25 protein-coding genes and 1 tRNA gene are annotated in these 25,769 nt (G+C 71.8%); 9 read left to right on the forward strand and 17 right to left on the reverse strand.

Translation table 11 applies throughout. The features are described from left to right. Positions 1–65: 65 nt before the first annotated feature. Entirely contained in the window at positions 66–335 is a 270-nt protein-coding gene (locus tag ACULK4_RS14135; protein WP_445966208.1) for a GlsB/YeaQ/YmgE family stress response membrane protein, read from the reverse strand. 347 nt (positions 336–682) lie between these two features. Between ACULK4_RS14135 and ACULK4_RS14140 the strand changes: the two genes are divergently transcribed. The 3 genes from ACULK4_RS14140 (at position 683) to ACULK4_RS14150 (ending at position 3,157) form a co-directional block, all read left to right on the forward strand. Then, positions 683–964, forward strand: a complete 282-nt coding sequence (locus ACULK4_RS14140; RefSeq protein ID WP_445966209.1) for a hypothetical protein — start codon at positions 683–685, stop codon at positions 962–964. 161 nt (positions 965–1,125) lie between these two features. Next, positions 1,126–2,184, forward strand: coding sequence for a DNA polymerase IV (locus ACULK4_RS14145; RefSeq protein ID WP_445966210.1), 1,059 nt, complete (start codon positions 1,126–1,128; stop codon positions 2,182–2,184). A 121-nt stretch (positions 2,185–2,305) separates the two neighbouring features. After that, the gene (locus tag ACULK4_RS14150) at positions 2,306–3,157 is read left to right on the forward strand and encodes a universal stress protein (RefSeq protein ID WP_445966211.1); all 852 of its coding nucleotides are present in this window, start codon (positions 2,306–2,308) and stop codon (positions 3,155–3,157) included. A 53-nt stretch (positions 3,158–3,210) separates the two neighbouring features. Here ACULK4_RS14150 and ACULK4_RS14155 read toward each other — a convergent pair. Together ACULK4_RS14155 and ACULK4_RS14160 are read right to left on the reverse strand one after the other, a co-directional pair. Next, positions 3,211–3,300 (reverse strand) — tRNA-Ser (locus ACULK4_RS14155). 51 nt (positions 3,301–3,351) lie between these two features. Further along, the gene (locus tag ACULK4_RS14160; protein ID WP_445966212.1) at positions 3,352–4,557 is read right to left on the reverse strand and encodes a flavin-containing monooxygenase; all 1,206 of its coding nucleotides are present in this window, start codon (positions 4,555–4,557) and stop codon (positions 3,352–3,354) included. 116 nt (positions 4,558–4,673) lie between these two features. Between ACULK4_RS14160 and ACULK4_RS14165 the strand changes: the two genes are divergently transcribed. Then, positions 4,674–5,504 (forward strand): SGNH/GDSL hydrolase family protein, encoded by an 831-nt coding sequence (locus ACULK4_RS14165; RefSeq protein WP_445966213.1) that lies wholly within the window; start codon positions 4,674–4,676, stop codon positions 5,502–5,504. A gap of 9 nt (positions 5,505–5,513) precedes the next feature. Beyond that, positions 5,514–6,878 carry a DNA repair protein RadA gene (gene radA, locus ACULK4_RS14170; RefSeq protein ID WP_445966214.1) on the forward strand — a complete coding sequence of 455 codons (1,365 nt, stop codon included), beginning with the start codon at positions 5,514–5,516 and terminating at the stop codon, positions 6,876–6,878. A gap of 1 nt (position 6,879) precedes the next feature. Here radA and ACULK4_RS14175 read toward each other — a convergent pair whose 3' ends face one another. The 4 genes from ACULK4_RS14175 to ACULK4_RS14190 form a co-directional block, all read right to left on the reverse strand. Then, a complete protein-coding gene (locus ACULK4_RS14175; RefSeq protein WP_445966215.1) occupies positions 6,880–7,287 on the reverse strand; it encodes a dehydrogenase in 408 nt (135 codons plus the stop codon). A gap of 40 nt (positions 7,288–7,327) precedes the next feature. Next, the gene (locus ACULK4_RS14180) at positions 7,328–7,987 is read right to left on the reverse strand and encodes a hypothetical protein (RefSeq protein WP_445966216.1); all 660 of its coding nucleotides are present in this window, start codon (positions 7,985–7,987) and stop codon (positions 7,328–7,330) included. A gap of 73 nt (positions 7,988–8,060) precedes the next feature. Beyond that, positions 8,061–8,570, reverse strand: a complete 510-nt coding sequence (locus tag ACULK4_RS14185) for an amino-acid N-acetyltransferase (RefSeq protein WP_445966217.1) — start codon at positions 8,568–8,570, stop codon at positions 8,061–8,063. A 208-nt stretch (positions 8,571–8,778) separates the two neighbouring features. Continuing rightward, a complete protein-coding gene (locus tag ACULK4_RS14190; RefSeq protein WP_445966218.1) occupies positions 8,779–11,301 on the reverse strand; it encodes an ATP-dependent Clp protease ATP-binding subunit in 2,523 nt (840 codons plus the stop codon). Positions 11,302–11,530: 229 nt separating this feature from the next. Here ACULK4_RS14190 and ACULK4_RS14195 point away from each other — a divergent pair, with 229 nt between their 5' ends. From ACULK4_RS14195 to ACULK4_RS14205, 3 genes are read left to right on the forward strand one after another with little or no spacing between them, the layout of a single operon-like run. Beyond that, positions 11,531–12,157: a hypothetical protein gene (locus ACULK4_RS14195; RefSeq protein ID WP_445966219.1), complete on the forward strand. Its 627-nt coding sequence runs from the start codon at positions 11,531–11,533 to the stop codon at positions 12,155–12,157. After that, entirely contained in the window at positions 12,157–12,435 is a 279-nt protein-coding gene (locus ACULK4_RS14200) for a helix-turn-helix domain-containing protein (protein WP_445966220.1), read from the forward strand. Before ACULK4_RS14195 ends, ACULK4_RS14200 begins: the two co-directional genes overlap by 1 nt. Before the next feature lie 41 nt (positions 12,436–12,476). Beyond that, positions 12,477–12,995 (forward strand): glycine cleavage system transcriptional repressor, encoded by a 519-nt coding sequence (locus tag ACULK4_RS14205; RefSeq protein ID WP_445966221.1) that lies wholly within the window; start codon positions 12,477–12,479, stop codon positions 12,993–12,995. 18 nt (positions 12,996–13,013) lie between these two features. On the opposite strand, the gene ACULK4_RS14210 is transcribed toward ACULK4_RS14205, so the two are convergent. Continuing rightward, positions 13,014–13,526 (reverse strand): hypothetical protein, encoded by a 513-nt coding sequence (locus tag ACULK4_RS14210; protein WP_445966222.1) that lies wholly within the window; start codon positions 13,524–13,526, stop codon positions 13,014–13,016. An 85-nt stretch (positions 13,527–13,611) separates the two neighbouring features. Here ACULK4_RS14210 and ACULK4_RS14215 point away from each other — a divergent pair, with 85 nt between their 5' ends. Then, positions 13,612–14,625, forward strand: coding sequence for a pirin family protein (locus ACULK4_RS14215; RefSeq protein ID WP_445966223.1), 1,014 nt, complete (start codon positions 13,612–13,614; stop codon positions 14,623–14,625). 102 nt (positions 14,626–14,727) lie between these two features. On the opposite strand, the gene ACULK4_RS14220 is transcribed toward ACULK4_RS14215, so the two are convergent. The 9 genes from ACULK4_RS14220 to panC all read right to left on the reverse strand — a co-directional run bounded on the left by ACULK4_RS14220 (position 14,728) and on the right by panC (position 25,742). Beyond that, positions 14,728–16,794, reverse strand: coding sequence for a PTS fructose transporter subunit IIABC (locus ACULK4_RS14220; RefSeq protein WP_445966224.1), 2,067 nt, complete (start codon positions 16,792–16,794; stop codon positions 14,728–14,730). An 11-nt stretch (positions 16,795–16,805) separates the two neighbouring features. Next, the gene (locus ACULK4_RS14225; RefSeq protein WP_445966225.1) at positions 16,806–17,777 is read right to left on the reverse strand and encodes a 1-phosphofructokinase family hexose kinase; all 972 of its coding nucleotides are present in this window, start codon (positions 17,775–17,777) and stop codon (positions 16,806–16,808) included. Next, positions 17,774–18,562, reverse strand: a complete 789-nt coding sequence (locus tag ACULK4_RS14230; protein ID WP_445966226.1) for a DeoR/GlpR family DNA-binding transcription regulator — start codon at positions 18,560–18,562, stop codon at positions 17,774–17,776. The genes ACULK4_RS14225 and ACULK4_RS14230 overlap by 4 nt, the downstream gene beginning before the upstream one ends. Positions 18,563–18,770: 208 nt before the next feature. Further along, on the reverse strand, positions 18,771–21,377 hold the full coding sequence (locus ACULK4_RS14235; RefSeq protein WP_445966227.1) for a M14 family zinc carboxypeptidase: 2,607 nt from the start codon (positions 21,375–21,377) through the stop codon (positions 18,771–18,773). A gap of 10 nt (positions 21,378–21,387) precedes the next feature. Further along, on the reverse strand, positions 21,388–22,854 hold the full coding sequence (cls, locus tag ACULK4_RS14240) for a cardiolipin synthase (protein WP_445966228.1): 1,467 nt from the start codon (positions 22,852–22,854) through the stop codon (positions 21,388–21,390). Between the two features lie 6 nt (positions 22,855–22,860). Next, on the reverse strand, positions 22,861–23,037 hold the full coding sequence (locus ACULK4_RS14245; protein WP_445966229.1) for a hypothetical protein: 177 nt from the start codon (positions 23,035–23,037) through the stop codon (positions 22,861–22,863). A gap of 84 nt (positions 23,038–23,121) precedes the next feature. Then, positions 23,122–23,271, reverse strand: a complete 150-nt coding sequence (locus ACULK4_RS14250; protein WP_445966230.1) for a hypothetical protein — start codon at positions 23,269–23,271, stop codon at positions 23,122–23,124. Between the two features lie 12 nt (positions 23,272–23,283). Next, a complete protein-coding gene (lysS, locus tag ACULK4_RS14255) occupies positions 23,284–24,804 on the reverse strand; it encodes a lysine--tRNA ligase (RefSeq protein WP_445966231.1) in 1,521 nt (506 codons plus the stop codon). 119 nt (positions 24,805–24,923) lie between these two features. Continuing rightward, entirely contained in the window at positions 24,924–25,742 is an 819-nt protein-coding gene (panC, locus tag ACULK4_RS14260; protein WP_501043390.1) for a pantoate--beta-alanine ligase, read from the reverse strand. Between the last annotated feature and the right edge of the window lie 27 nt (positions 25,743–25,769).

The following is a 25,769-nucleotide window of genomic DNA, read 5'->3' on the forward strand; positions in this document are numbered from 1 at the left end:
GCCGGACGCACCGAGGGCCCGGCCGACTCGCGTCGGACCGGGCCCTCGGGTTCGAATCTCGTGGATCAGGCGGTGCGCTTGTTGCGGTTCACGATGAGGCCGTAGATCAGCAGCACGATGATGGCGCCGCCGATGGCGAGCAGCCAGGTGCTGAGGTCCCAGAACTCCTCGAGCGGTACGCCGAACAGCACGCTGCCGAGCCACCCGCCCAGGAGGGCGCCCACGACGCCCAGCAGGAGGGTGATGAGCCATCCGCCGCCCTGCTTACCGGGCAGGATGAGCTTGGCGATCGCCCCGGCGATGAGGCCGAGGAGGAGGAAAGCGAGGAAACTCATGTGCACTCCTTCTCTTGTGTGTTCCCCACTGTCCTCCTGAGAGCCACCTGAGTGCAAGTGGTTGCGGGCGCGTGTTGCGACACGCTATTGCGCGTGCGCGTGCCCCCGAAGCCGGGGGGGGGAAACATGAGGTTTCCTCCGCAATGGGGTTGCCGCCGCCGTTCCGCAGTCCTAACCTGCCCCCATCCTCGCGGCCCGCGGGCCGCGCGAACCCGAAGAGCTCGCGGCCGCATGCCGCGCACCCGATGAGTCAGCGCCGTCCCCGTGCTGCGTGGATCGGGAACGTCAACCGGCGTTCCCGGATATATCCCGGGCGACCCGCGCCCGGCATCATCGGGGGAAACATCATGCGAAAGCTCCTCGCGACACTGGCGCTCTCCGGCTTCCTGGTCGGCGCCTCGGCCATGGGTGCGGTGGCCGCGCCGCTGCCCGACAACTGTACGAAGGACCGCGGCACGGTGACGTGCGAGACGTTCGAGGGCCCGGGCAACAACCAGGCCGGCGTCGGCACGACCGAGACCACGGAGACGAAGGGCAACACCAAGAACAAGAACCCGGAGCCGCAGGACCTCCAGGACGACTGCACCTGGAACCCGCCCACCAGTCAGGGCGCACCGAACGCCTGCTGACCTCGGCTGTACGACACAGGAGACGCAGAACCCCTGCCGACCCGATCCGGAAGGCGGGGGTTCTCCGTGTGCCGGGACGTGACGCGCCCTGAGCCGGCGGGTTGCACCGCGGGCCCGAACACGGTACTGAGGGCCTCGTGGATCGTGTTCCGGCTCATTGGGTGCTGCACGTCGACCTCGACCAGTTCATCGCCGCGGTCGAGGTGCTGCGGCGGCCCGAGCTCGCCGGCAAGCCCCTCATCGTGGGCGGCCGCGGCGACCCGAGCGAACGCGCCGTCGTCTCGACCGCGTCGTACGAGGCGCGCGAGTTCGGCGTGGGCTCCGGGATGCCGCTGCGCATCGCCGCGCGCAAGGCACCGGAGGCGCTGATCCTGCCGGTCGACGCCGAGGCCTACACCGCGGCATCCGAGGAGGTCATGGCCGCACTGCGTGCGCGACCCGGCGCCACGGTGCAGGTGCTCGGCTGGGACGAGGCGTTCGTCGGGGTGGAGACCGACGACCCCGAGGCGTACGCGCACGAGGTGCAGCGCGCCGTGCTCGATCGCACGGGGCTGCACTGCAGCGTCGGCATCGGCGACACGCTCGTGCGCGCCAAGGTCGCGACCGGCTTCGGCAAGCCCGCCGGGGTGTTCCGGCTCACGGCGGCGAACTGGCTCGACGTGATGGGCGATCGGCCCGTGATCGAGCTCTGGGGCGTCGGGAGCAAGGTGTCGCGGCGGCTCGCCGGCCACGGCATCAGGACCGTCTCGGAGCTCGCTGCCGCCGACGTGGGCGTGCTCGCGGGCGAGTTCGGACCCAGGATGGGCCCGTGGTACCGGCAGCTCGGGCGCGGCGAGGGCGCGCGCGTCGTCGACGACACGCCCTGGGTCGCGCGCGGCCACAGCCGGGAGACCACGTTCCAGCGCGACCTCACCGATCCCGCCGAGGTCCAGGCGGCGCTCCGCGAACTCGCGGCACGGGTGCTCGACGACGTCGCGGCGGAGGGCCGGCCGGTGATCGGGCTCTCGCTGAAGGTGCGGTACGCGCCGTTCATCACGAAGACGTACCAGCGCCGGATCCCGGAGTCATCCGACCGCGACGACGTGACGGCACGGCTGCTCGAGCTCGCGCGCGATCGGATCGAAGCCGATCGCGCCATCCGCCTGCTCGGGATCCGCGCCGAGATGACGATGCCGGATGACGCACGCGAGGGGCACACGCCGACCCGCAGCGGCTGGTGATCGGCGCGCGGCGCGTCGTCGGGGCCAGGTCCTGCACGTCGCGATGGGACCTTCTCCTCCGCGCCCGTGCGCGAGGTGCGAGAGGGTGGATGGAACCGGGAATCGGGAATCGGAGGATGCGATGCACGAGACGACAGTGGTGGGCTGGGACGGGAGCGACACCGCCGAGACGGCCCTCGAGTGGGCGATCGCCCGCGCCGAGATGCAGCCCGAGGGCATGCGGCTGCTCAGGATGGTACGGGCGGTGGACGATTCGGGGATCGCCGGCGACGACGAGGAGACTCGCGAACTGCTCGCGCGGGCCGAACGTGAGATCGCGGAGCGCGCCGACCGGGTCCGGGCCGAGCATCCGTCACTCGAGGTCGAGGCGTCCGCGGTGCGCGGAGAACCCGGTGACATGCTCGCCGATCGGTCGGGCGACGACTCCCTCGTCGTGGTCGGCGCCGAGAACGGCCGCACCGACGAGTACTGGCACAGTTCGCGCCTCGGCCCGCGCCTCGCCGGTGCTGCCGGCGGACCCGTCGCCGTGATCCCGATCGGCGACGTGCTCCCGCGCGCGGGCGTGATGGTCGCCGTCGACCACGGCGCGCCCGCGGAGCGGCTGTGCCGGCTCGCAGCCGACTACGCGGCGAAGCGCGGCGAGACCTTGCACGCGGTGCACGTGGGTGCGCGATCGCACGACGTCGCGGAGGACGCCGAGATCCTCGACCGCGCGCTCGAGCCCGCCCTGGCGGGGCACCCCGACCTCCCCGTCGAGCGGCACGTCGACTCGGGCCCGACGGCGCCGACGCTCCTCAGGCGCGCCCGCGAGCATGCGACCGTGTTCGTCGGCTCCCGCCAGATCGGTACGGTGCGGCGGATGTTCCTCGGCTCGGTCAGCCACGCGCTCGTCACCAACGCGCGCTGCGCGACCGTGGTCGTGCCGCCCGTGAGCGGGCTCCACTCGGAGCCCGACGACACCGCGCACGCCTGACGGCCCGCCCCGCGAGAACGACTGAAGCCCCTCCGCAGGAGGGGCTTCAGCAATGGCGGTACCGGTGGGATTTGAACCCACGGTGGGCTTTCACCCACACAACTTTTCGAGAGTTGCACCTTAGGCCGCTCGGACACGGTACCGGGATCGATGATAGCCGGATCGCCGTCGGCGTCCAAAACGAGCGGATGCCGCTACGGCGCGAGCTGCGCGGCGACGACCGAGGCGTCCTCGCCGACCCCGAGGAGCAGCGGCGACTTCCTCGTCCGCAGCCACGGGACCCCCACGAAGTGGAGCCCCGCCACCCTCGTGCTCGCGCCGTCGTGCTGGAGCGGCAGGCCGAAGTCGTCGACCACGCCCGGGATCCCGATCCAGCGGTAGTCGGGACGGAACCCGCAGGCGACGACGACGGCCGCGAGGTCGTCGACGCGGGGCGCCGGGAAGACCGGGATGCTCGCCTCCGGCATGCGCGGCAGCTCGGGCTGCGGCATCCCCAGCTGCTCGGCGGTGCGCGCGATGAGGTCGCAGATCACGGCCCAGCCCTCGTCGCCGGACGCGACGGATGCCGCGAGGTCGTCTGCGACGACGAGGCGCCGCCCCTCCACGCCGAGCACGTGGCCCATCAGCCGTGCGCCCGCGGCCGCCAGCGTGCGCAGGTTCAGGTCGTGGCCGCCTCCGCGCCCGGTGACGAGCGGATTGGGCGCCAGCCGCGCTGCCGGCGTCGGCAGGTCGACGGGGGTCTGCTCGAAGAAGTGCGCATCGATCAGCCAGTCGATGCCGTCACGCCCCCCGACGCGCCGCGGCATCGCCGGCGCGCGCCCCGCCGAGAGCACGACCTCTCGTCCGGCGAGCAGCAGCTCCTCGGCGAGCTGCCCCGCGGTCTGGCCTCCGCCGATCACGAGCACCCGGCCATCCGGCACCGAGTCCGGCGATCGGTACGACGTCGAGCTGATGACGGGGAGGTGCCGCGCGAGCTCGTCGACGACCGCCGGGCGACGCTCCCTGTGGAAGGCGCCGGTGCACGCGACGACCCGGCGCGCGCGCACGGGCCCGCCCTCGGTCTCGGCGACGAAGCCGTCGTCGTCGGCGCGGAGGTCGATGACGCCGGCGTGCTCGAGGATCGGCGCGCCGAAGGAGGCGGCGTAGCGGCGCAGGTGGACGATGACCTGCTCACGCGTGAGGTAGCCGCCCGGGTCGTCGCCGTCGTACTCGCCGCCGGGCAGGCGGATGGTGTGGTTCGGCGTGACCAGGCGGAAGCTGTCCCAGCGCATGTACCAGGCGGCGCCGGCGCGCTCGCGATCGACGACGACGTGGTCGACGCCGTGACGCGTGAGCTCGTGGCTGACCGCGAGTCCGGCCTGCCCGGCTCCGACGACGAGCACGTCGGTGTCTGCGAGCATGGCGCCAGCGTAGGCCCGCTGCGAGTGATCGGGAAGGGCCCCACCCGGCGTCGCCGATCGACGAGTCCTCAGCGCGCATCCAGCGGCCGTTCAGGCGACGGCAATAGCGTCGCGGCGTGGTCGACGATCCCGAACGCGCGCCCGGGGCCGGCGTGGCATCCGCTCTCGTGACGTTCGCCGTGCTCGCGGGCGCGGTGCTCGCGGCGCGGACGGCATGGCGACGGTTCATGGCGGGCATCACGCGCAACAGCCTGATCCTCAACGAGACGCTTCCCGTGCACTCGAAGTGGTGGCGCGACCACGCGAAGGTGCGCGGCGAGCTCCTGTACGTCGCCATGGGCGACAGCGCGGCGCAGGGCATCGGCGCGAGCCGGCCCGACCACAGCTACGTCGGCATCCTCGCGCGGCTGATGCGCGACACGACGGGCCGCACCGTGCGCGTGGTGAACCTCAGCGTGTCGGGCGCCACGACGGCGCTCGCGGTGCAGGACCAGCTGCCGAAGCTCGCGAAGTACCGGCCCGACGTCATGACCGTCTCGATCGGTGCGAACGACATCGCGAAGTGGGATCCCGCTGCGTTCGAGCGCAACGTGCGCACGATCCTCGAGGCCGTGCCGCCGCACGCGCTCGTCGCCGACCTGCCGTTCTTCTACTTCCCGCACAACGAGCGCAGGGTGGCCGTTGCGAACGACATCCTGCGGCGGCTGGTCGCCGAGCGCGGGCTCACGCTCGTCCGGCTGCACCGCGAGACGCGGCTGCGCGGTTTCCGGCGGATCTTCACGCACTTCGCCAACGACTGGTTCCACCCGAACGACCACGGCTACCAGGTGTGGGCCGACGCGTTCCGCCCCGCGGTGCTCGCAGCGCTCGAACGGCGCTTCCCCGCGGGCGACGACGTGACGGAAACCGCGGCCGGGCTCCCCGCGGATGTCGGGGGGCGCGCCTAGGCTCGCAGCATGCCGAAGCCCACGACCGCGTTCCGTTGCACCGAATGCGGATGGAGCAGCATCAAGTGGGTCGGCCGGTGCGCCGAATGCCAGCAGTGGGGCACGGTCGTCGACGCGGGCACCGAGACGGGCATCACCCGAAGCCTGCAGCCCGTCGCGCCGTCGCAGGCGCGCGCGGCTCGGCCGATCGGCGAGGTCGAGGTGGAGGACACCGCGCATCGACCCAGCGGCATCGGCGAGTTCGACCGGGTGCTCGGCGGCGGCATCGTCGCGGGCGCGGCGATCCTGCTCTCGGGCGAGCCGGGCGTCGGCAAGTCGACGCTGCTGCTCGAGGTGGCGGCCCGCGTGGCCGGCACCGGCCGACGCGTCCTCTACGTGAGCGCCGAGGAATCGACCGCCCAGGTGCGGCTCCGGGCGGGCCGTACCGGAGCGCTGCACGACGAGCTCTACCTCGCCGCCGAGACCGACCTCGCGACGATCCTCGGCCAGGTCGACGAGGTGCGACCCGAGCTGCTCATCGTCGACTCGGTGCAGACCGTGTCGAGCTCTCTCTCCGACGGCCTCCCGGGCCAGCCGAGCCAGGTCCGCGAGGTCGCCTCCACGCTGATCCGCGTGGCGAAGGAACGGCAGCTGCCCGTGTTGCTCGTCGGCCATGTCACGAAGGACGGCTCGATCGCCGGCCCCCGGCTGCTCGAGCACCTCGTCGACGTCGTGTGCCAGTTCGAGGGCGACCGCCAGACCGCGCTGCGATTCGTGCGGGCCCTGAAGAACCGCTTCGGGCCGACGGACGAGGTCGGCTGCTTCGAGATGACCGGCGACGGCATCGCCGAGGTGCCCGACCCCTCGGCGCTGTTCCTCAGCCGGTCGCGCAGCGCGGTGAGCGGCACGTGCGTGACCGTCGCGCTCGAGGGGCGCCGGGCCCTGCCCGTCGAGGTGCAGGCGCTGGTCGTGGGCACCAAGGCGCCGCAGCCGCGGCGCGTCGTCAACGGCGTCGACCCCTCACGCGTCGCGATGATCATCGCCGTGCTCGAGCGTCGCGCCGGCCTCCGCCAACTCGGCGAGCACGACGTGTACGTCTCCACCGTGGGCGGCGTCCGGCTCGCCGAACCCGCCGCCGACCTCGCGATCGCCATCGCCATCGCGAGCGCCATGCGCGACCGCGCCGTGCCCAACGACCTCGCCGCCGTCGGTGAGATCAGCCTCGCCGGCGAGGTGCGTCCCGTGACTTCGGCGAAGCAGCTCGGCTCGGAGGCGCGGCGGCTCGGCTATCGCGAGCTGCTCGACGACGAGCTCGGCAGCGTCCGCGCCGCGGTCGAGCGCGCCATGATGGCCTCGACCGGCGCACGCGAGCGCGAGCTCGACGCCGCGTTCTGAACTACGCCTCGAGCGCCTTCAGCAGCTCGCCCGGCGCCGCCTGCATCGGATGCGGACCGGCGATGTCGAGGAAGACCGTCGTGATCGTCGACTCGTACCGTTTCAGGAAGGTCCGCAACCAGGCAGGGCTCTGCAGCCCGACCGCGGGCGGCAGGTTCGCGGGCTTGTTGGCTGCGTCGCTGAACAGCAGCAGCGCCACCTCGCCGGTCCTGGGATCCCGGTAGGTCCAGACCTCACCGCCGTCCAGCGGCGTGTCACGCGGACCCGGCTTCACCAGCGGCACCACCGTGTTCCCGTTTCGGAGCGCGAGCGCCACCGCCGCCATGTCCTGCCGTTCGAGCGCCTCGGCGAGCGCCTGCGAACGGAACTCCACGGGCTCGCCGCTTTTCGAACGCTTCGCACCGGCCATCCGTCCAGCCTACCGAGCGGTCGAGGCCGGCTCGCACGCGTCAGTAGAGCAGGAACTGCTTCGTCGACTCCGACTCGAAGCCGTCGACCGTGACGCCGAGGTGATACGACGCTCCCCCGCCGGGAACGGCCGACCGCTCGCCCTCGCAGGAGTCGGCGCTCGACCGGGTGCGGTCCCACACGAGCGGCTCGCTCGACGAGACGACCTGCCCCGGTTCGAGCGTCACCTCGGCGGGAACCGGGTCGACCTGGCAGTCGGTCGAGCTCCAGTAGACCTCGTTGCCACTCTTCACCGTGAACACCTGAGCCGCCGTGCCCACGTCGATCACGCACGAGTTCGGTCCGGTGTTGGTGATGGTGACGGACAGGTTCGGCTGCTCGTCGGCGGCGTACACCGTGGCATCCGTCACGGGCTCGACGGTGATCTGCGCATCGACGCACGCGGCGCCGTCGACCGGCGCCGCCGCACTCGGCTCGGGCTCGACGCTCGCGGCCGGCACGTCGGTCGCCGCGGGCGCCGTCGTCGCCGGCGCCGAAGCCGGGGTGGTCTGCGCGACCTCGTCGCCCTGGCTCGCACCCGGGCGGACGATCACGAGCACGATCGCGATGATCACCGCGACGAGCCCGAGCAGCACCATGGCTCGCCGGCGGCGGTAGACGCTCGCGGGGAGGCGCCCCTGCGTGGTGCGGTTCGAGGACATGGCCACAGGCTACGGCGTCGCCCGACGGCGGCCGTGCGCTCGGTCGGCGCGCCGGGAGGCACGTGAGGGACGCTCAGAGGACTTTCAGCATCCGCGTGTTGCCCAGCGTGTTCTGCTTCACGCGCGCGAGGTCGAGGAACTCCGCGACGCCCTCGTCATGCGAGCGCACCAGCTCGGCGTACAGGTCGGGGTCGACGCTCTCGTGACCCATGTCCTCGAAGCCGTGGCGGCCGAAGAACGCGACCTCGAAGGTGAGGCAGAACAGCCGGCTGAGGCCCAGCTCACGCGCGTCGTCCTCGAGCGCGTCGAGCAGCGCGTGCCCGACGCCGCGGCCGAGCCAGTCCTCGCGCACGGCGAGGGTGCGCACCTCCCCCAGGTCCTCCCACATGACGTGCAGGGCGCCGCAGCCGACGACCGTGCCGTCGGCGGCCTCCGCGACGCGGAACTCCTGCACGTCGCCGTACAGGTCGACGCGCTCCTTGCCGAGCAGGATGCGTCGTGACACGAGCGGCTCCACGAGTTCCACGATCCTCGGCACGTCGTGCGTGCGCGCCTTGCGCACGGTGAAGGGGGGCTGGGTCATCCGCTCATCGTAAGCCCGCCCGCCACGTCCGGAATTCAGGAGCGCGGCGGGCGGGCGGCGCGGTCAGAGACAGGATCGGCGCATCTGCCGGCGTCAGGATGCCGCCCGCTCCTGAATTCGGCTCGAAGCAACGGCGCACTCGGTTGGAGGTGCGGACGGCGACGGGGGCGGATGCCGCGGCATCCGCCCCCGTCGGGTCGAACCGTGCCTACTGGCCGGCCGCCAGGTCGGGCGTACCCGGACCGGTGCCGATCGCGGCGCTCGTGTTGACGCCGACCCCGACGGGCAGCGCCCGCTGGGTCGTCGTGAAGACGAACTCGCCGTCCTTGAAGTCGACGTGCACGTGGTCGCCCGAGTTGAGCTCGCCGTGCAGGATCTTCTCGGACAGCCGATCCTCGATCTCGTGCTGCACCGCGCGTCGCAGCGGGCGGGCGCCGAGGGTCGGGTCGAACCCGACCTCGATGAGCCGCTCCTTCGCCGGAGTGGTGAGCTCGACGGTCATGTCGCGGTCGAGCATGCGCTCGCTCAGTCGCTTGATGAACAGGTCGACGATCTGCAGCAGCTCGGGCTTCGACAGCTGCGGGAAGACGATGATCTCGTCGACGCGGTTCAGGAACTCGGGCTTGAAGTGCTTCTTCAGCTCTTCGTTCACCTTCGCGCGCATGAGGTCGTAGCCCGTGCGGGTGTCGCCCTCGACCTGGAAGCCCACGGGGCCGCCCGAGATGTCCTTCGTGCCGAGGTTCGTCGTCATGATGATGACGGTGTTCTTGAAGTCCACCACGCGACCCTGGCCGTCGGTGAGGCGGCCCTCCTCGAGGATCTGGAGGAGCGAGTTGAAGATGTCGGGGTGGGCCTTCTCGATCTCATCGAAGAGCACGACCGAGAACGGCTTGCGGCGCACCTTCTCGGTGAGCTGGCCGCCCTCCTCGAAGCCGACGAAGCCGGGAGGGGCGCCGAACAGCCGGGAGACCGTGTGCTTCTCGCCGTACTCCGACATGTCGAGCGAGATCATCGCCGCCTCGTCGTCGAACAGGAACTCCGCGAGCGCCTTGGCGAGCTCGGTCTTGCCGACGCCCGTGGGGCCGGCGAAGATGAACGAGCCCGAGGGTCGCTTCGGGTCCTTGAGGCCGGCGCGGGTGCGGCGGATCGTCTTCGACAGGGCGGAGATCGCCTCCTCCTGGCCGATGACGCGCTCGTGCAGTGCCTTCTCCATGAAGACGAGCCGGCTCGACTCCTCTTCGGTGAGCTTGAAGACGGGGATGCCGGTGGCCTGCGCCAGCACCTCGGCGATCAGGCCCTCGTCGACGACCGCGGTGGTCTTGACGTCGCCCGACTTCCACTGCTTCTCGAGGCGGAGGCGCTCGCCGAGCAGGTTCTTCTCCTCGTCGCGCAGCGACGCGGCCTTCTCGAAGTCCTGCTCCTCGATCGAGGTCTCCTTCGCGGCGCGGACCACGGCGATCTTCTCGTCGAACTCGCGCAGTTCGGGCGGCGACGAGAGGATCGAGAGGCGCAGTCGGGCGCCGGCCTCGTCGATCAGGTCGATGGCCTTGTCGGGGAGGAACCGGTCGCTGATGTAGCGGTCGGCGAGGTTCGCGGCGGCGACGATCGCGCCGTCGGTGATGGAGACCTTGTGGTGCGCCTCGTAGCGGTCGCGCAGCCCCTTGAGGATGTTGATCGCGTGGGGAAGGCTCGGCTCGGCGACCTGGATCGGCTGGAAGCGGCGCTCGAGCGCGGCATCCTTCTCGAAGTGCTTGCGGTACTCGTCGAGCGTGGTCGCGCCGACGGTCTGCAGCTCGCCGCGGGCCAGCAGCGGCTTGAGGATCGACGCGGCGTCGATCGCGCCCTCGGCGGCGCCGGCACCCACGAGGGTGTGGATCTCGTCGATGAAGACGATGATGTCGCCGCGCGTGCGGATCTCCTTCGTGACCTTCTTCAGGCGCTCCTCGAAGTCGCCGCGGTAGCGCGAGCCGGCGATGAGGGAGCCGAGGTCGAGCGAGTAGAGCTGCTTGTCCTTCAGCGTCTCGGGCACCTCGCCCTTGACGATCGCCTGCGCGAGCCCTTCGACGACGGCGGTCTTGCCGACGCCGGGCTCGCCGATGAGGACCGGGTTGTTCTTGGAGCGGCGCGAGAGGATCTGCATGACCCGCTCGATCTCCTTCTCACGCCCGATGACGGGGTCGAGCTTGCCTTCGCGGGCGGCCTGCGTGAGGTTGCGGCCGAACTGGTCGAGGATCTGCGAGCCGCCCTGCGGGGCCTGCTGCTCGTTCGCACCGACCTGCACCTGCTCCTTGCCCTGGTAGCCGGAGAGGAGCTGGATGACCTGCTGGCGCACGCGATTGAGGTCGGCACCGAGCTTGACGAGCACCTGCGCGGCGACGCCTTCGCCCTCGCGGATCAGGCCGAGGAGGATGTGCTCGGTGCCGATGTAGTTGTGGCCGAGCTGCAGCGCCTCGCGCAGCGAGAGCTCGAGCACCTTCTTCGCTCGCGGCGTGAAGGGGATGTGCCCGGTCGGCTGCTGCTGGCCCTGGCCGATGATGTCCTGCACCTGCTCGCGCACGGCGTCGAGCGAGATCCCGAGGGACTCGAGCGCCTTGGCGGCCACGCCCTCACCCTCGTGGATGAGGCCGAGCAGGATGTGCTCGGTGCCGATGTAGTTGTGGTTCAGCATCTTGGCCTCTTCTTGGGCCAGGACGACCACACGTCGGGCGCGGTCGGTGAATCTCTCGAACATCATCAACTCCTCACGGCGCCGGGTAGGGGCGTCGATACATCCACGGTAACGACCCGCGGTGCGGCACGGGCCCCTGTTCGCCATGGGCGCACGGGCCGTGACCGTCCCGTGATCCCGGCGGGCGAGCGGATGCCGCACGGCGGGCCGCCGCAGGAGTTGACAGCCGTCCGCGGCATCCATACCGTATCGAATATCGTTGTTATCGTTTGTCGATATGGAAGGCCCCGCCGTGGACCCGAACCCCCGCACTGCAGCCCGCATCCCCTCCCGCGCCGACACCGTCGGCATCTGGGCCTTCATGGCCGCCGGGATCGCCATCGTCGCGTGGGCGGTCGTGACCGCCGCCATGCGGATCGCGGAGGCGCTCACGTCCGCCGACGTGCGCGTGCTCGGCGAGTTCGCCGGCACCCCGGCCGAGGCGCCGATCGGCCCCGGCGGCGCCCCCGTGACGGTCGAACTCGAGCGTGCGTTCCTCACCACCGACGAACTGCCGGTCGCCTCCCTCGTCTCGCTCATCGCAGCGGAGGTCGTGTTCGCCGCCACGGTCGCGGTGGTGGTCGCCTGCCTCGTCCTGCTCAGCGCCTCGACGCTCCGCGGCCGGGTGTTCAGCCGGCGCAACACGCGACTGGTCGGCACGGCCGGCACCGTCGGCCTGATCGGCGCCGCCGCCGTGCCGTTCCTCGGCAACATGGCCGCCAACGGGGCGTTCGCGCGCATCTCCGACGGGGACTTCGACAACGTGATCATGGCCGTGGACCTCATGCCGTTCGTCCTCGGCGCGTTCGTGGTCGCGATCATCGGCACCGCCTTCGCGGTCGGCGAGCGCCTGCAGCGCGACACGGAGGGGCTCGTCTGATGGCCCCCGCAGAGGCCGACGAGTCCCACGACGTCCACTGCCGGCTCGACGAACTGCTCGCCGACCGCGGCATGACGCTCACCCGGCTCGCCGAGCTCGTCGGGGTGAGCGTCGTCAACCTCAGCGTGCTGAAGAACGACCGGGCGCGCGCCATCCGCTTCTCGACGCTGCAGGGGATCTGTCATGCCCTCGACTGCGAGATCGGCGAACTCCTGGTGCTCCGGCGAGCGGATGCCGCGCGGCCGGCGCCCCCCGCGACGGGCGCGACCGGGCGCTGACCCGCTCGACGCGCCCGCACGGGCCGTGGTTGGATGCACGCATGCCCAGACTCGTGCTCACCGTCATCGGAGACGACCGCGCCGGACTCGTCGAGGCGCTCGCCGAGGCCATCGGCGCGCACGGCGGCAACTGGGAGCGCAGCCAGATGGCCGAGCTCGCCGGGCAGTTCGCGGGCATCGTCGTCGTGTCGGTGCCCGACGACCGCGCCGACGCGCTGCGATCCGCGCTCGCACGGCTCGACGGGCTGCTCGACATCACGGCGCACCCGGGGGCCGACGAGGCGGGCGGACCGGCGCCCGACGGCTGGGCCGAGCTGCACATCGACCTCGTCGGAAACGACCAGCCGGGCATCGTCCGCGACGTGTCCGCCGCACTCGCCCGCCACGGCGTCAGCATCGAGACCATGCACACCGAGCGCCGCGACGCCCCCATGGCGGGCGGTCAGCTCTTCGAGGCGCACATCGTCGCGCGCGTTCCCGCCGACACCGAGCCGGTCGCCGTGCGCGACGAACTCGAACAGCTCGCGGCACGGCTGCTCGTCGACCTCACGATCGGCTGAGGCCCCCGGCGCCCTGCGCTACTTGATCGGCACGGTCACGACCTGCTCGCCGATCGTCACCTCGAGCGGCTCGGTCGTCGTCACGTCGGCAGGCGTCGAGAACACGGTGGTGTGCGGCGTGAAGTCCATGGTGCACGGACGGTTCGGCGGCTCGGGCAGGACGGCCTCGACGGCGTTGCCCTCGCCGGCCTCGGCGGTCACGCGCAGCTCGGACGGCACCACCGGGCAGGTCGACGAACCCCAGATCGTGATCGCGAGGCGGCCGCCGTCGTTGAGGTACTGCACCACGGGCTCGTCGCCCGTCGGCTCGGGCTCCTCCTCGGCCTCCTCCTCGTCCGCCTCGTCCTCGGTGGGGCCGCCTTCCTCGGTGTCCTCGGCCTCGCCCTCGGCCTCGGTCTCCTCCTCGACGACCGGCAGTCCGGGGAAATCCTCGATCGGGCCGGAGCCGGCCGCGCAGCCGGCGAGCAGCAGGGCCGACGCGACGGCGGCGGTGGCGAGCAGGAGGCGGCGGACATCCGTGTGCGGGGCCATGGCCACATGCTATCCCCGCGGCATCCGTCACCGTCAGCGCCGCGGGCTGGGAGTCGGCCCCGAGCGCGAGCGTAGGATTCGCTGCATGAGCAACCTCGAACGCGACCCCGTCGAACTGCTCTGCCCGCCCGAGGCCCCCGAGGGGCCGACCGTGCGCGTGCTCGAGTACCGCGAGGTGCCGCTCGGCGGTCCGCGCGCGATGCCCGTGCGCCGCACGCTGCCCCAGCGCGGTCGCACGACCATCGGCGCGTGGTGCTTCGCCGACCACTACGGCCCCGACGACGTCGCCGAGACCGGCGGCATGGTCGTGCCGCCGCACCCGCACACCGGGCTGCAGACCGTGAGCTGGCTGTTCGAGGGCGAGATCGAGCACCGCGACTCGACCGGCAGCCACGAGCTCGTGCGGCCGGGCGGCGTGAATCTCATGACCGCCGGGCGCGGCATCTCGCACTCCGAGGTGTCGACACCGGGCACGACGCGGCTGCACGGCGTGCAGCTCTGGGTCGCGCTCCCCGAGGCGTCCCGCCACGCCGCGCCGTTCTTCGAGCACGCCGACACGACGCCGTTCCGGCTCGGAGACGCGACCGTGCGCGTGTTCGTCGGCGAGCTGGCGGCGACGGATGCCGCGTCCTCCCCCGTCACGATGTTCTCGCCGCTGCTCGGCGCACAGGTCGACCTGCCCGCCGGCGGCGTCGTCGACCTGCCGCTCGATCCCGCGTTCGAGCACGGCGTGCTCGTCGACGCCGGACCGGTCACGATCGACTTCCCCGACGCCGACCGCCCGGATGCCGCGACCGAGGTGCCATGGGCCCAGCTCGCCTACTTCGAGCCCGGCCGCGAACGCGTGCGGCTGCGGGCCGACGAGGGCCCCGTGCGCGTGGTGCTGCTCGGCGGGGTGCCCTTCGACGAGGAGCTCGTCATGTGGTGGAACTTCATCGGGCGCTCGCACGACGAGATCGTCGAGTCCCGGCGCCGTTGGCAGGCCGATGTCATCGACCGCAACGACCCGGACGGGCCCTTCGGCACGGTGCCGGGATACGACGGCGCGGCGCTCCCGGCGCCCGAGCTGCCGACCGTGCGGCTCAAGCCGCGGCGCTGAGCCGCGGCGTCCGTCGCCTGGCCGGGCCGGACGCCGCGGCCGCGCGCGCCGACGGCCGGTGCCCTGGAGGGAGCACCGGCCGCCGGGGTGATCACGCAGCCGTCAGGCCACGGCCACCTCAGGCGCACCCATCGCCTGCTCTTCCCGCACCGGGCGCCGGTGGGCCCAGCGCTTCAGTGCGATGACCACGAGGGCACCGACCACCGACCCGGCGACGATCGCGAGGACGAACCACAGCAGGTTGCCGATCGCGAAGAACACGAAGATGCCGCCGTGCGGGGCCTGCGACGTGACGCCCATGCCCATGCTGATCGCGCCGGCGACCGCGCCGCCGAGGATGGAGGCCGGGATGACGCGGAACAGGTCGGCTGCGGCGAACGGGATGGCGCCCTCGGAGATGAACGCGGCTCCCAGCAGCCATGCGGCCTTGCCGTTCTCACGCTCGACCGGGGTGAACAGCTTGCGGTCGAGCACCGTGGCGAGCGCCATCGCGAGCGGCGGCACCATGCCCGCCGCCATGACGGCGGCCATGACCATGAGCGGCGCCTGGTTGTCCACGGACGCGGCGCCGAGGCCCGCGACGGCGAACGAGTACGCGACCTTGTTCACCGGGCCACCGAGGTCGAAGCCCATCATGGCGCCGAGGATGAGGCCGAGCACGATCGCGGCGGCGCCCGAGAGCCCGGCCAGCCAGTCGTTGAGCGCGGTCGACAGGGCCGCGATCGGTCCGCCGAGCACGACGATCATCAGGCCGGATGCCACGATGGATGCGACGAGCGGGATGATGACGACGGGCATGAGCCCCCTGAGCCAGCGCGGCACGTCGAGGCGGGCCAGCATCAGGGCCACCCAGCCGGCGAGGATGCCGCCGACGAGGCCGCCGATGAAGCCGGCGCCCATGAGTCCCGCGACCGAGCCCGCGACGAAGCCGGGTGCGATGCCCGGGCGGTCGGCGATCGCGTAGGCGATGTAGCCGGCGAGCGCCGGGACCAGGAAGCCCATCGAGATCGCGCCGATCGTGAAGAACACGGCGCCGAGGTAGACGAGGAGGCCGCCGTCCGGCAGGTTGAACAGGTTGTTCGTGAGGACGATCTCGTTCGCCGTGTCGGTGATGTCGTACCCGCCGAACAGGAAGCCCAGCGCGATCAGGAGGCCGCCACCGGCGACGAACGGGATCATGTAGCTGACGCCCGTGAGCAGGACGCGCTTGACCTTCTGGCCGAAGTGCTCGCTGGCCGCGGCGGTGGCCGCGGTGCTCGCGGCCACGTCGCCCGTGACGCGCGGCGCCGAGGGGTCGTCGATCGCGGCCACGGCCTCGCGGACCATCTCGCCGGGGTGGTCGATCCCGCGCTTGACCGGGCCCGCCACGACCGGCTTGCCCGCGAACCGCGACTTGTCGCGCACGTCGACGTCGACCGCGAAGATGACCGCGTCGGCGCGCTCGATCACGGAGGGCGCGAGCGGGGTCGCGCCCGCGGAGCCCTGCGTCTCGACGTGCAGCTCGACGCCGGCCTCGTCGGCGGCCTTCGCGAGCGCGTCGGCGGCCATATACGTGTGGGCGATGCCGGTGGGGCACGCGGTGACCGCGAGGAGCACGGGCTTGCCCGCGTGGCGGGCGGATGCCGCGGCATCCGCCGCCCCCGCCGCCGCCGTCGCACCGGCGGCACCGGCCGCCGCTGCTGCGGGAACGGCCGCGGGCGTCGCCGCCGGCTCGGGTTCGGGCGCGAGCGCCTCGTCGACGAGCCGGACGAACGTCGCCGCATCGGGCGCCGACCGCAGCGACGCGACGAAGTCCTCGCGGATGAGGGAGCGCGCGAGCGTCGACAACACCGTCAGGTGCTCCTGCGTCGACGCGGTCGGGACCGCGATGAGGAACACGAGGTCGGCCGGCCCGTCGAAGGAGCCGAAGTCGACGCCCTCGGGCAGCCGGGCCGCGGCGAGCGTGGGCTCGGTCACGGCGTCGGACTTCGCGTGCGGGATGGCGATGCCGCCCGGCACGCCCGTGGAGTCCTTCTCCTCGCGGGCCCACGCGTCGGCGAAGAGCGCCTCGGCGTCGGTGGCGCGGCCGGCGGCCACGACGGACCCGGCGAGCGCTCGGATGACGGCGGCCTTGTCGGCGCCGAGTGGCTCGTCGAGCGTGACGAGCCGCTGGTCGATGACGTCGGACATCGGGATTCCTCCTATGAGACGACCGGGGCGACGGCGCCCCGGATTCGGGTGACGGTGATGGTCGAGGCGTCGGCGAGTTCCCGCGAGGGCACCGCCGAACCGGGGAGCGACGCGGCGGCCGCGCCGTGGGCGACCGCCTGGGCGAGCGCCCGCTCGGGCTCCGCCCCCTCGGTCAGGGCGAGCAGGAAGCCGGCGAGCGAGCTGTCGCCGGCACCGACCGTGCTCCGCGGCGTGATGCGCGGGGCCGGGGCGAACCAGGCCTCCTCGCCGCGGACGTGCACGGCGCCGGCGGCGCCGAGCGTGACGAGCGCCGAGCGGATGCCGCGGGGCGCGAGCCGCGCGGCGACCTCGGCGACGCGCTCGGGGTCGGCCTCGAGCGCGTCGGCGTCGGGCTCACCCGCGAGTTCGGCGAGCTCCTCGCCGTTCGGCTTGATGAGGTCGACGGGTTCGCCCGAGTCCAGGAGCGCCGCGAGCGGGGCGCCGGACGTGTCGACGGCGATCCGCGCGGTCACGCCGGCGGCGCGGGACTCGCGCACGATCCGCACGTAGAAGGCCGGGTCGAGCGACGGCGGCAGCGACCCGGCGAGCACGAGCCACGCGGCATCCGCAGCCTGCTCGACGACCGCGGCGACGAGTGCCGCCTGCTCCGCGTCGGTGAGCGCGGGACCGGGCTCGTTGAGCTTGGTGGTGACACCGCCGGGCTCGGTGATCGTGATGTTGGAGCGCAGGCGGGCCGCGATCGGCACGGTCACGACCGGCAGGCCGGCCGCGCCGAGCGAGAGCACGAGGGGGTCGTCGGCGCGGCCCGGCAGGACGGCGACCGATGCGACGGCGGATGCCACGAGCGCGCGCGTCACGTTGACGCCCTTGCCACCGGGCTCCTCGACGTTGCGGGCGACGCGCTGCACCTCGCCGCGGAGGAGCTCGTGGTCGAGCTCGACGGTGCGGTCGAGCGACGGGTTGACGGTGAGCGTGACGATCATGCGACCCGGACCTCCACTTCGGCGTCGGCGAGCGCCTCGGCGAGCGGGCCGGCGGGCGGGGCGTCGGTGATGAGCACGTCGACCTCGTCGAGTGCGGCGAATCGCTGCAGCGCCTCGTCGTCGTGCTTCGACGCGTCGACGAGCAGGACCGCGAGCCGCGCCCGGTCGACCATGGTGCGCTTGACCTGCGCCTCGAGCTCGTCGGGCGTCGACAGCCCGAACTCGGCGCTCACGCCGTTGGCGCCGAGGAAGGCGATGTCGGGCCGGATCTCGGCGAGCTGCGCGACCGCGGCGGGGCCGACGGCCGCGCTCGTGATGCCGCGGACGGTGCCGCCGATGATGCGGACGACGAGGTTCGGGTTGCCGTGCAGCGTCGCGGCGATGGGGACCGAGTTCGTGTAGACGGTGAGCGGGGCGATGCCGGGGTCGGGCCGCCACGTCGCGAGCGCGTCGGCGAGCGCGCCGGTGGTCGTGCCCGCGTCGATGAGGATCGACCCGGTGAACGTGGACGGGACGAGGGCGAGGGCTTCGCGGGCGATGGCGCGCTTGGCCTCGGTCGCGCGGCCGGAGCGCTCGAGGACGGTCGTCTCGGCGATGCTCGCACGCGACGCGCTCACGGCTCCGCCATGCACGCGGCGCACGTGGCCGGCGCGCTCGAGCGCATCGAGGTCGCGGCGGATGGTCTCGGGAGTCACGTGCAGCCGGTCTGCGAGGTCGGCGACCGAGACGCGGCCCGTCTGCCCGAGCGCGGTGAGGATGTGCTCGTGTCGCTCCATCGCGTACATGCGGGCCCCCTTGCCTGATTCTGCCTGCTTCTCTGCGGTTGTGTGAGTTTAGCTCGGAATTCCCACACAATGCAAGCGTTTCGCAGAAATTCCCACATGCTCGTAGCCGGCGCGTCGGAAGGCGCGGCGAACGGCGAGTGCCGGCGCATGACGAGGGCGCCGACCGGGACTCGCGTCCCGACCGGCGCCGTGGCGATGCTCCCGCCGCCTACGGGACGGGCACCTCCGCCCCTTCCGTGCCGGCCCAGAACAGTCCGCGCGCGATCTGGCCGTACAGGCCGACCGGGTGCGTGCGGAAGTTCATCGACGAGCCGAACATCAGCACGCGGTTGCCCGCATCGGTCTCCGCCGACACCGCCGAGGCCTGGCCCGCGGCATCCGCCTGCGAACGGCCGGACTGCTCGCGCCAGTGGCCGGCGATGAACGGATCGTCGGCCGCGTAGCGCTGCTCGACGACCGCGTTCGCACCCAGGGTCGTGAACCACACCGCCGGGTACCCGAATGAGGTCTCCATCGGATACGTGCCGAGAAGTCCGCCCTCGACCGGGTCGACGCTCAGGATGCCGTTCGAGCCGCTCGCGCCCGAGACCGCCGTCGACGTGACGAGGCCGAACGAGTTCGCGAAGGAGGCGATCGCCGTGCCCTCGCCGACCACGCCGCCGCCGGCGTCGAGGTACGCCTGCACCTTCGCGCGTCCGCCCGCCTGCGCACCGCTGAAGTTCAGCGTTCCGCCGATCCAGAGCACGTCGACGCCGTCGAGCGACACCGCGCCGCTCTGCAGCGCCGCGGACGTCACGTTCACGAGGTCGTCGAAGCCGAGGCGCTGCAGCGTCACGCGCTCCTCCGCGCCACCCGAGTACGCCACGCGCATCGCGCCGAGGCCGGCGCTCTCCTCCGCCGCCAGGCGCGATCCGTCGGACGCCGAGAACGCCACCCCGTAGCGCTCGGCGACCTCGACCGCGGCAGCGTGGCTCGCGGCATCCGGACCGAGGATCGCGGAACCGTCCTCGAACGCCGAGACCGGGACGCCCGACTCCAGCAGCGCGTTGATCGCCTGGTACTCGGCGGCGCCGCCGGTGGCGAGCTCGAGGTAGGAGCCCGCTGCCGGCACGGAGCCGGTCGCCGCCGCCTCCGCCACGGGCTCGAGCTCGACCTCGAGGGCGGGGTCGGTGGTGTCTCCGACCGCGTCGACGTCGGCGCCCCAGAGGAGCGCGAGGCTCCATGCCGAGATGTCGTACATGTCGGGCACGCGTGTCGAGATGTCGCTGCCGTCGGCGAGCAGCACGTTCGCCATGCCGCGCAGCGGCTGGTGCATGTCGACCACGTACGTCCCGGCCGGGTACGTCGACCCGCCGGCCGAGAACCCGGCGGTGGCCCGGCGCACGTCGACGCCGTTGGCGATGAGCTGGTCGACCAGCCGCGCGGCATCCGTCACCGAGCGCTGCGTGCCGTCGGCCGGGATGACGTACGCCCTCGGGATCTCCGTCGGATAGACGTCGATCTCGTCCCAGATCTCGGCCCACTCGTTCGGCGCCGGCACCGCGGCCGGGTCGACGTCGGCCGGGATCGTCTCGATCGGCTCACCCGCGACGCCGCGCCGGAAGATCTCGATCTGGTTCGACAGTAGCGCCGCGCGATTGCCGACCACATAGTCGACGGAGGTCTCGACGACGACGTTCGCCACCTGGATGTTGACCGCCGAGTTCGCCGCGTTCCGCGGATCGGTCGCCGGGTTCACGCGCCCGAGCGGCAGCTCGACGGTCGTGGTGACGGCGCCCTGGTACGCGACGTACTGCGGCGTGAAGATCGGGGGCCAGTCATCCCAGCCCGAGCGGATGTCACGGTACGGGATCCGGATGTTCCCGGTGTTCTCGGTCGTCACGCGGTTCGTCGTGCGGTCGAGGTACGTGTTGCCCGGGATCTTCGCGTCGACCACGGCCTGCTCGACCTGGAGCGCCGCCGCGTACGCGTGCGGCAGGAAGAGGTCGTACTCGTAGTTCTCGCCGTGCGGCGGACCGCAGGGCTCGACCTGGAGCACGCTCGTGTACCCGTGCAGGTCGACGTAGTAGGTCGGCTGGATGACGCCCGAGAGGTCGCGGATGATGCGCGCCTCGGCGGTGGCCCCCGTGATCATGTCGCGGTTCGCGTCGAAGCCGTCCGCGGTGGCCCGTTGCCCCAGGGCGCGGCCGTCCGGGTTGTTGGTCACCGTGAAGTACAGCCGGTGGCCCTGCATCAGCTCATCGACCTCGTCCCACGGCGCGGTCGCGAGGTACTCGATGTAGTCGAGCACCGCGTCGGTGCCCTCCCACTCGTTGCCGTGGATGTTCGCGTTGAACCAGATCGGCACCTTGTACTGGCTCGCCAGGGCGCGATTCCTCGCCGCGGCGGCCGGGTTCTGCTTGATCATCTCCCGAAAGTTCGCCTGCTTTGTCGTCTGGCCGCGGTTCTCCTTCTCGGTGAGGGTGACCAGGTGGATGTCGCGCCCCAGGGCCGACTCCCCCACGACCTGCACCGAGATCCGGTCGCTGGCGTCCATCAGTCCGTTCAGCCTGGGTGCGATCTCGTCGTAGGGGATGACGCCGCGGTTGATCGAGGCGTCCGTCGGGTCGTCGGGCACGACCTCGAGCTCGGGCTGGTACGGGTAGCTCGTCGGCATCGCCACGGGCGGTGGCACGTCGGCGACGAGGCGCGTGACCCCGGCCGCGCCGGTCGACGACCCGTCCGGCATTGGCGACCACCCGGCCGGCAGGAACGCCGCCGTCGCGACGATCGTCGCGGCGGCCCCGGTCGCCGCGAGTCGTACGATAGAGGCCATCGCCGGACCGCTACTGCAGTGCCGAGGTCAGCCGGGCCAGGTTGTCGAGGACCGTCGAGCGGAGGGGCTGCTGCATCCACTCGTCGAGCGTCAGCTCACGGCTGTCCCGACGGTAGCCGTCCTCGACCGCCCGCATCTCGCGCACGAACGACGCGCCGCGCACCAGCAGCGAGACCTCCATGTTGAGTTCGAACGAGCGGATGTCCATGTTGCTCGAACCGATCACCGCGACGTCGTCGTCGATCGTGAAGTGCTTGGCGTGCAGGATGAACGGCGCCTGGTACATGTAGATCCGCACGCCGCCGCGCAGCAGCGCCTCGTAGTAGGAGCGCTGCGCGTGGTAGACGAGCGCCTGGTCGCCGACCTCGGAGACGAACAGCTCGACGTGCACGCCGCGCTGCGTCGCACCGCTGATGGCGCGCAGCATCGCCTCATCCGGTACGAAGTACGGGCTCGTGATGATGATGCGCTCGCGCGCGGCGTACAGCAGCGCGAGGAACAGCTTCAGGTTGTTCTCGTTCTGGTAGCCGGGACCGCTCGGCACGACCTGGCAGTCGAGGTTCTGCAGCTCGGACTCCTGCTCGAACGGGATGAGCTCGTCGCGCGACGGCGCCTCGCCCGTCTCGAGGTACCAGTCGGTCGCGAAGATCGCGTCGAGGCCCGACACGATCGGGCCCTCGACCTCGGCGACGAGCTCCTGCCACTTGAGGCCGCGACGGATGTTGCTGCGCTTGTTGTAGCTGCGGTCGATGACGTTCTGCGACCCCATGTAGGCCACCTCGCCGTCGACCACGAGGATCTTGCGATGGTTGCGGAGGTCGGGACGCTGGTACCTGCCCAAGAGCGGCTGCACCGGCAGCATGAGCTGCCACTCGATCCCCCGCTCGGTGAGCCGGCGCAGGGTGCGCCGGTAGCCCTTCACGCGCCGCGAGGCGATGTGATCGAGCAGCACCTTCACCTCGACGCCGCGCCGCGAGGCGTCGCCGAGCGCGTCGATGAAGCGCGCCGTCGTCGAGTCGTACGCGAAGATGTAGAACTCGGCGTGCACGTACCGCTCCGCACGGTCGACCGCGTCGGCCATCGCATCGAGCGACGCCTCGTAGTCGCCGATGAGGCGTGCGCCGTTCTGGCCGATCAGCGGCATCGCCCCGAGGTTGCGGTTCAGTCGCACCACGCCCTCGAACCAGTCGGGCCACGCGGAGCTGTCACTGACCCGCTCGACGCCGTGCGTGCTCTCCCGGATGAAGCGGTCGACCTGCTCCTGCTTCTCGCGCCGGGCCTTCGGCAGCTTCGGGTTGCCGATGAGCAGGAAGAACAGGATGCCGAGGTAGGGGATGAAGAAGATCGCGAGCAGCCAGGCCATGCCCGCGGTCGGCCTGCGGTTGCGCGGGACGACGATGATCGCGATGACGCGGATGACCAGGTCGATGAGCAGCAGGATGCCGCCGATGAGGGTCGTCGTCTGCGCCGGCGTCATGCCCGGCTACGCGGCCCGGTGCTCGCCGGCGCGCTTCGCGCGCTCCTCGGCCTCGATGCGCGCGTAGGCGTCGCGCTCGGTGCGGTCGGCGCGGATCACCGCGCGCATCACGACCCAGAACATGAGTCCGATCAGCACGGTCGGCGCGACCGACCAGATCGCGTTCGCCCAGAATTCGTCCATAGCCGTTCCAGAATACGGGGGTTTCCTCGGGTTCGCTGAGCGTCGACCGCCCCAGCTCGGGGGCCGGGCGCGGCGCCGACGGCGTCAGCCTCCGGTGACGATGCCCCAGATGCCGGATCCGAGCAGGTAGAGCCCGATCGCCCCGACGATGACCCAGATCGCCACGCGCGCGAACGACGGCTTCCGCGGATCGCGCTCCGGTTCGAGCTCCTTCTTGGGCAGGTAGTCGTTCATCGCGTCATCCGTTCACTCGGAGTGGGTCTTGACCAGGGGGAAGAGGATGGTCTCGCGAATGCCGAGACCCGTGATCGCCATGAGCAACCGGTCGATGCCCATGCCCATGCCGCCCGTCGGGGGCATGCCGAACTCGAGCGCGCGGAGGAACTCCTCGTCGAGGCGCATGGCCTCCGGATCGCCGCCCGCGGCCAGGCGCGCCTGCTCGACGAACCGCTCGCGCTGCACGACCGGGTCGACGAGCTCGGAGTAGCCGGTCGCGAGCTCGAACCCGCGCACGTAGAGGTCCCACTTCTCGACGACGCCCGGGATCGTGCGATGCTGCCGCACGAGCGGCGAGGTGTCGAGCGGGAAGTCCATGACGAAGGTCGGCCGCTCGAGGCCCGACTTCACGTGGTGCTCCCACAGCTCCTCGACGTACTTGCCCGGCAGGGGGTGGTCGATCTCGATGTCGACCGCGTCGGCGAGGTCCTGCAGGCGCGACATCGGCGTCTCGGGCGTGACCTGCTCGCCGATCGCCTCCGACAGCGAGTCGTACATCGACAGCCGCTCCCAGTCGCCGCCGAGGTCGTACTCGGCGCCGTCGGCCCACGTCACGACGTGCGAGCCGGCGACGGCGTGCGCGGCATCCTGGATCAGCTTCTGGGTGAGGTCGGCGATCGAGTGGTAGTCGCCGTACGCCTCGTACGCCTCGAGCATCGCGAACTCGGGGCTGTGCGTCGAGTCGGCACCCTCGTTGCGGAAGTTGCGGTTGATCTCGAACACTCGCTCGATGCCGCCGACGACCGCGCGCTTGAGGTACAGCTCGGGCGCGATGCGCAGGAAGAGCTCGGTGTCGAACGCGTTCGAGTGCGTCACGAACGGTCGTGCCGACGCACCGCCGTGCATGACCTGGAGCATCGGCGTCTCGACCTCGACGAAGCCGAGCTCGGCGAACGTGCGGCGCAGGCTCGCGTTGACCGTCGCACGGTCGAGCACGTTGCGACGCGCCTGGTCGCGCGCGATCAGGTCGAGGTAGCGGCTGCGGACCCGGGTCTCCTCCGACAACTCGTGGTGCAGGTTCGGCAGCGGGTTGATCGCCTTCGCCGCCATCCGCCACTCGGACACCATGATCGACAGCTCGCCGCGGCGACTCGTGATGACCTCGCCCGAGACGAAGACGTGGTCGCCGAGGTCGACGAGCTCCTTCCACGCCGCCAGCGACTCCTCGCCCACCTCGCCGAGCGACACCATGGCCTGGATGCGGCTGCCGTCGCCGGACTGCAGCGCCGCGAAGCACAGCTTGCCGGTGTTGCGCAGGTGCACCACGCGCCCCGCCAGCCCGACCGTCTCGCCGCTGCGCTCGTCGACGCCGAGGCCGACGTGGCGATCGCGCACCTCGGGGATGGACGACGTGATCGGCAGGCTCACCGGGTAGGCGCCCGCGCCCGGGCCGTCGGATGCCGCGTTGATCCGCTCGCGCTTGGCCAGACGCACGGCCTTCTGCTCCGAGATCTCCTCGGCGGTCGGCTCGTGCGTGGTCTCGTCGGCCATGGGGACTCCGGGTTCGGTCGGCGGGCGTGCGGGATGCGGCATCCGTTCGCGGACGCCAGTGAACAGCGTAGCCCGACCCCTCGCGCCGATCCTGACGGGCACCGGATGGCGCCCGCCCGTCAGCCGAGCGAGATGACGGCGTTGTCGATGAGCCGGGTGGTGCCGACGCGGGCCGCGACGAGCACGATCGCCTCGCCGCGCGCCTCGTCGCCCACCGGGAGGAAGGTCTCGGGATCGACCACGACGAGGTAGTCGAGCTCGACGCCGTCGTGGTCGCCGAACGCCGCCGCCGCCTCGGCGAGCACCTCGTCGAGGCCCTCCGCGCCGGCGGCCTCGGCCGCGGCGAGCGACTCCGACAGCAGCAGTGCGGCCCGGCGCTGGTCGGGTTCGAGATACCGGTTGCGGCTCGACATGGCGAGGCCGTCGGGCTCGCGCACGGTCGGCACGACCTCGATCGCGAGCGGCACGTCGAGGTCGCGCACCATGCGGCGGACCAGGAACACCTGCTGGGCGTCCTTCTGGCCGAACACGGCCCGGTCGGGACGCACGATGTTGAACAGCTTCGCGACGACCGTGAGCATGCCGTCGAAGTGCCCCGGTCGGGAGGCGCCCTCGTACATCGCGCCGACGTGCCCCGCCGTCACCACGGTCTCGACCGCGCCGTCGGGGTACATCTCGTCGGCGGTCGGCGCGAACACGAGTTCGACGCCGTGCTCTGCGAGCGCGCCGAGGTCGGCGTCGAGCGTGCGCGGGTAGCGGTCGAGGTCCTCACCCGCGCCGAACTGCAGCGGGTTCACGAAGATCGACACGACGACGACGTCGGCCACCTCGCGGGCGCGACGCACGAGCGCGAGATGCCCGTCGTGCAGTGCGCCCATCGTGGGCACGAGCGCGACGCGGCGACCCGCGGCGCGGTGCGCGTCGACCCGGTCGCGGATGCCGGCGACGGTCTCGACGACCCGAGG

This window comes from Agromyces selenitireducens (assembly GCF_052748465.2).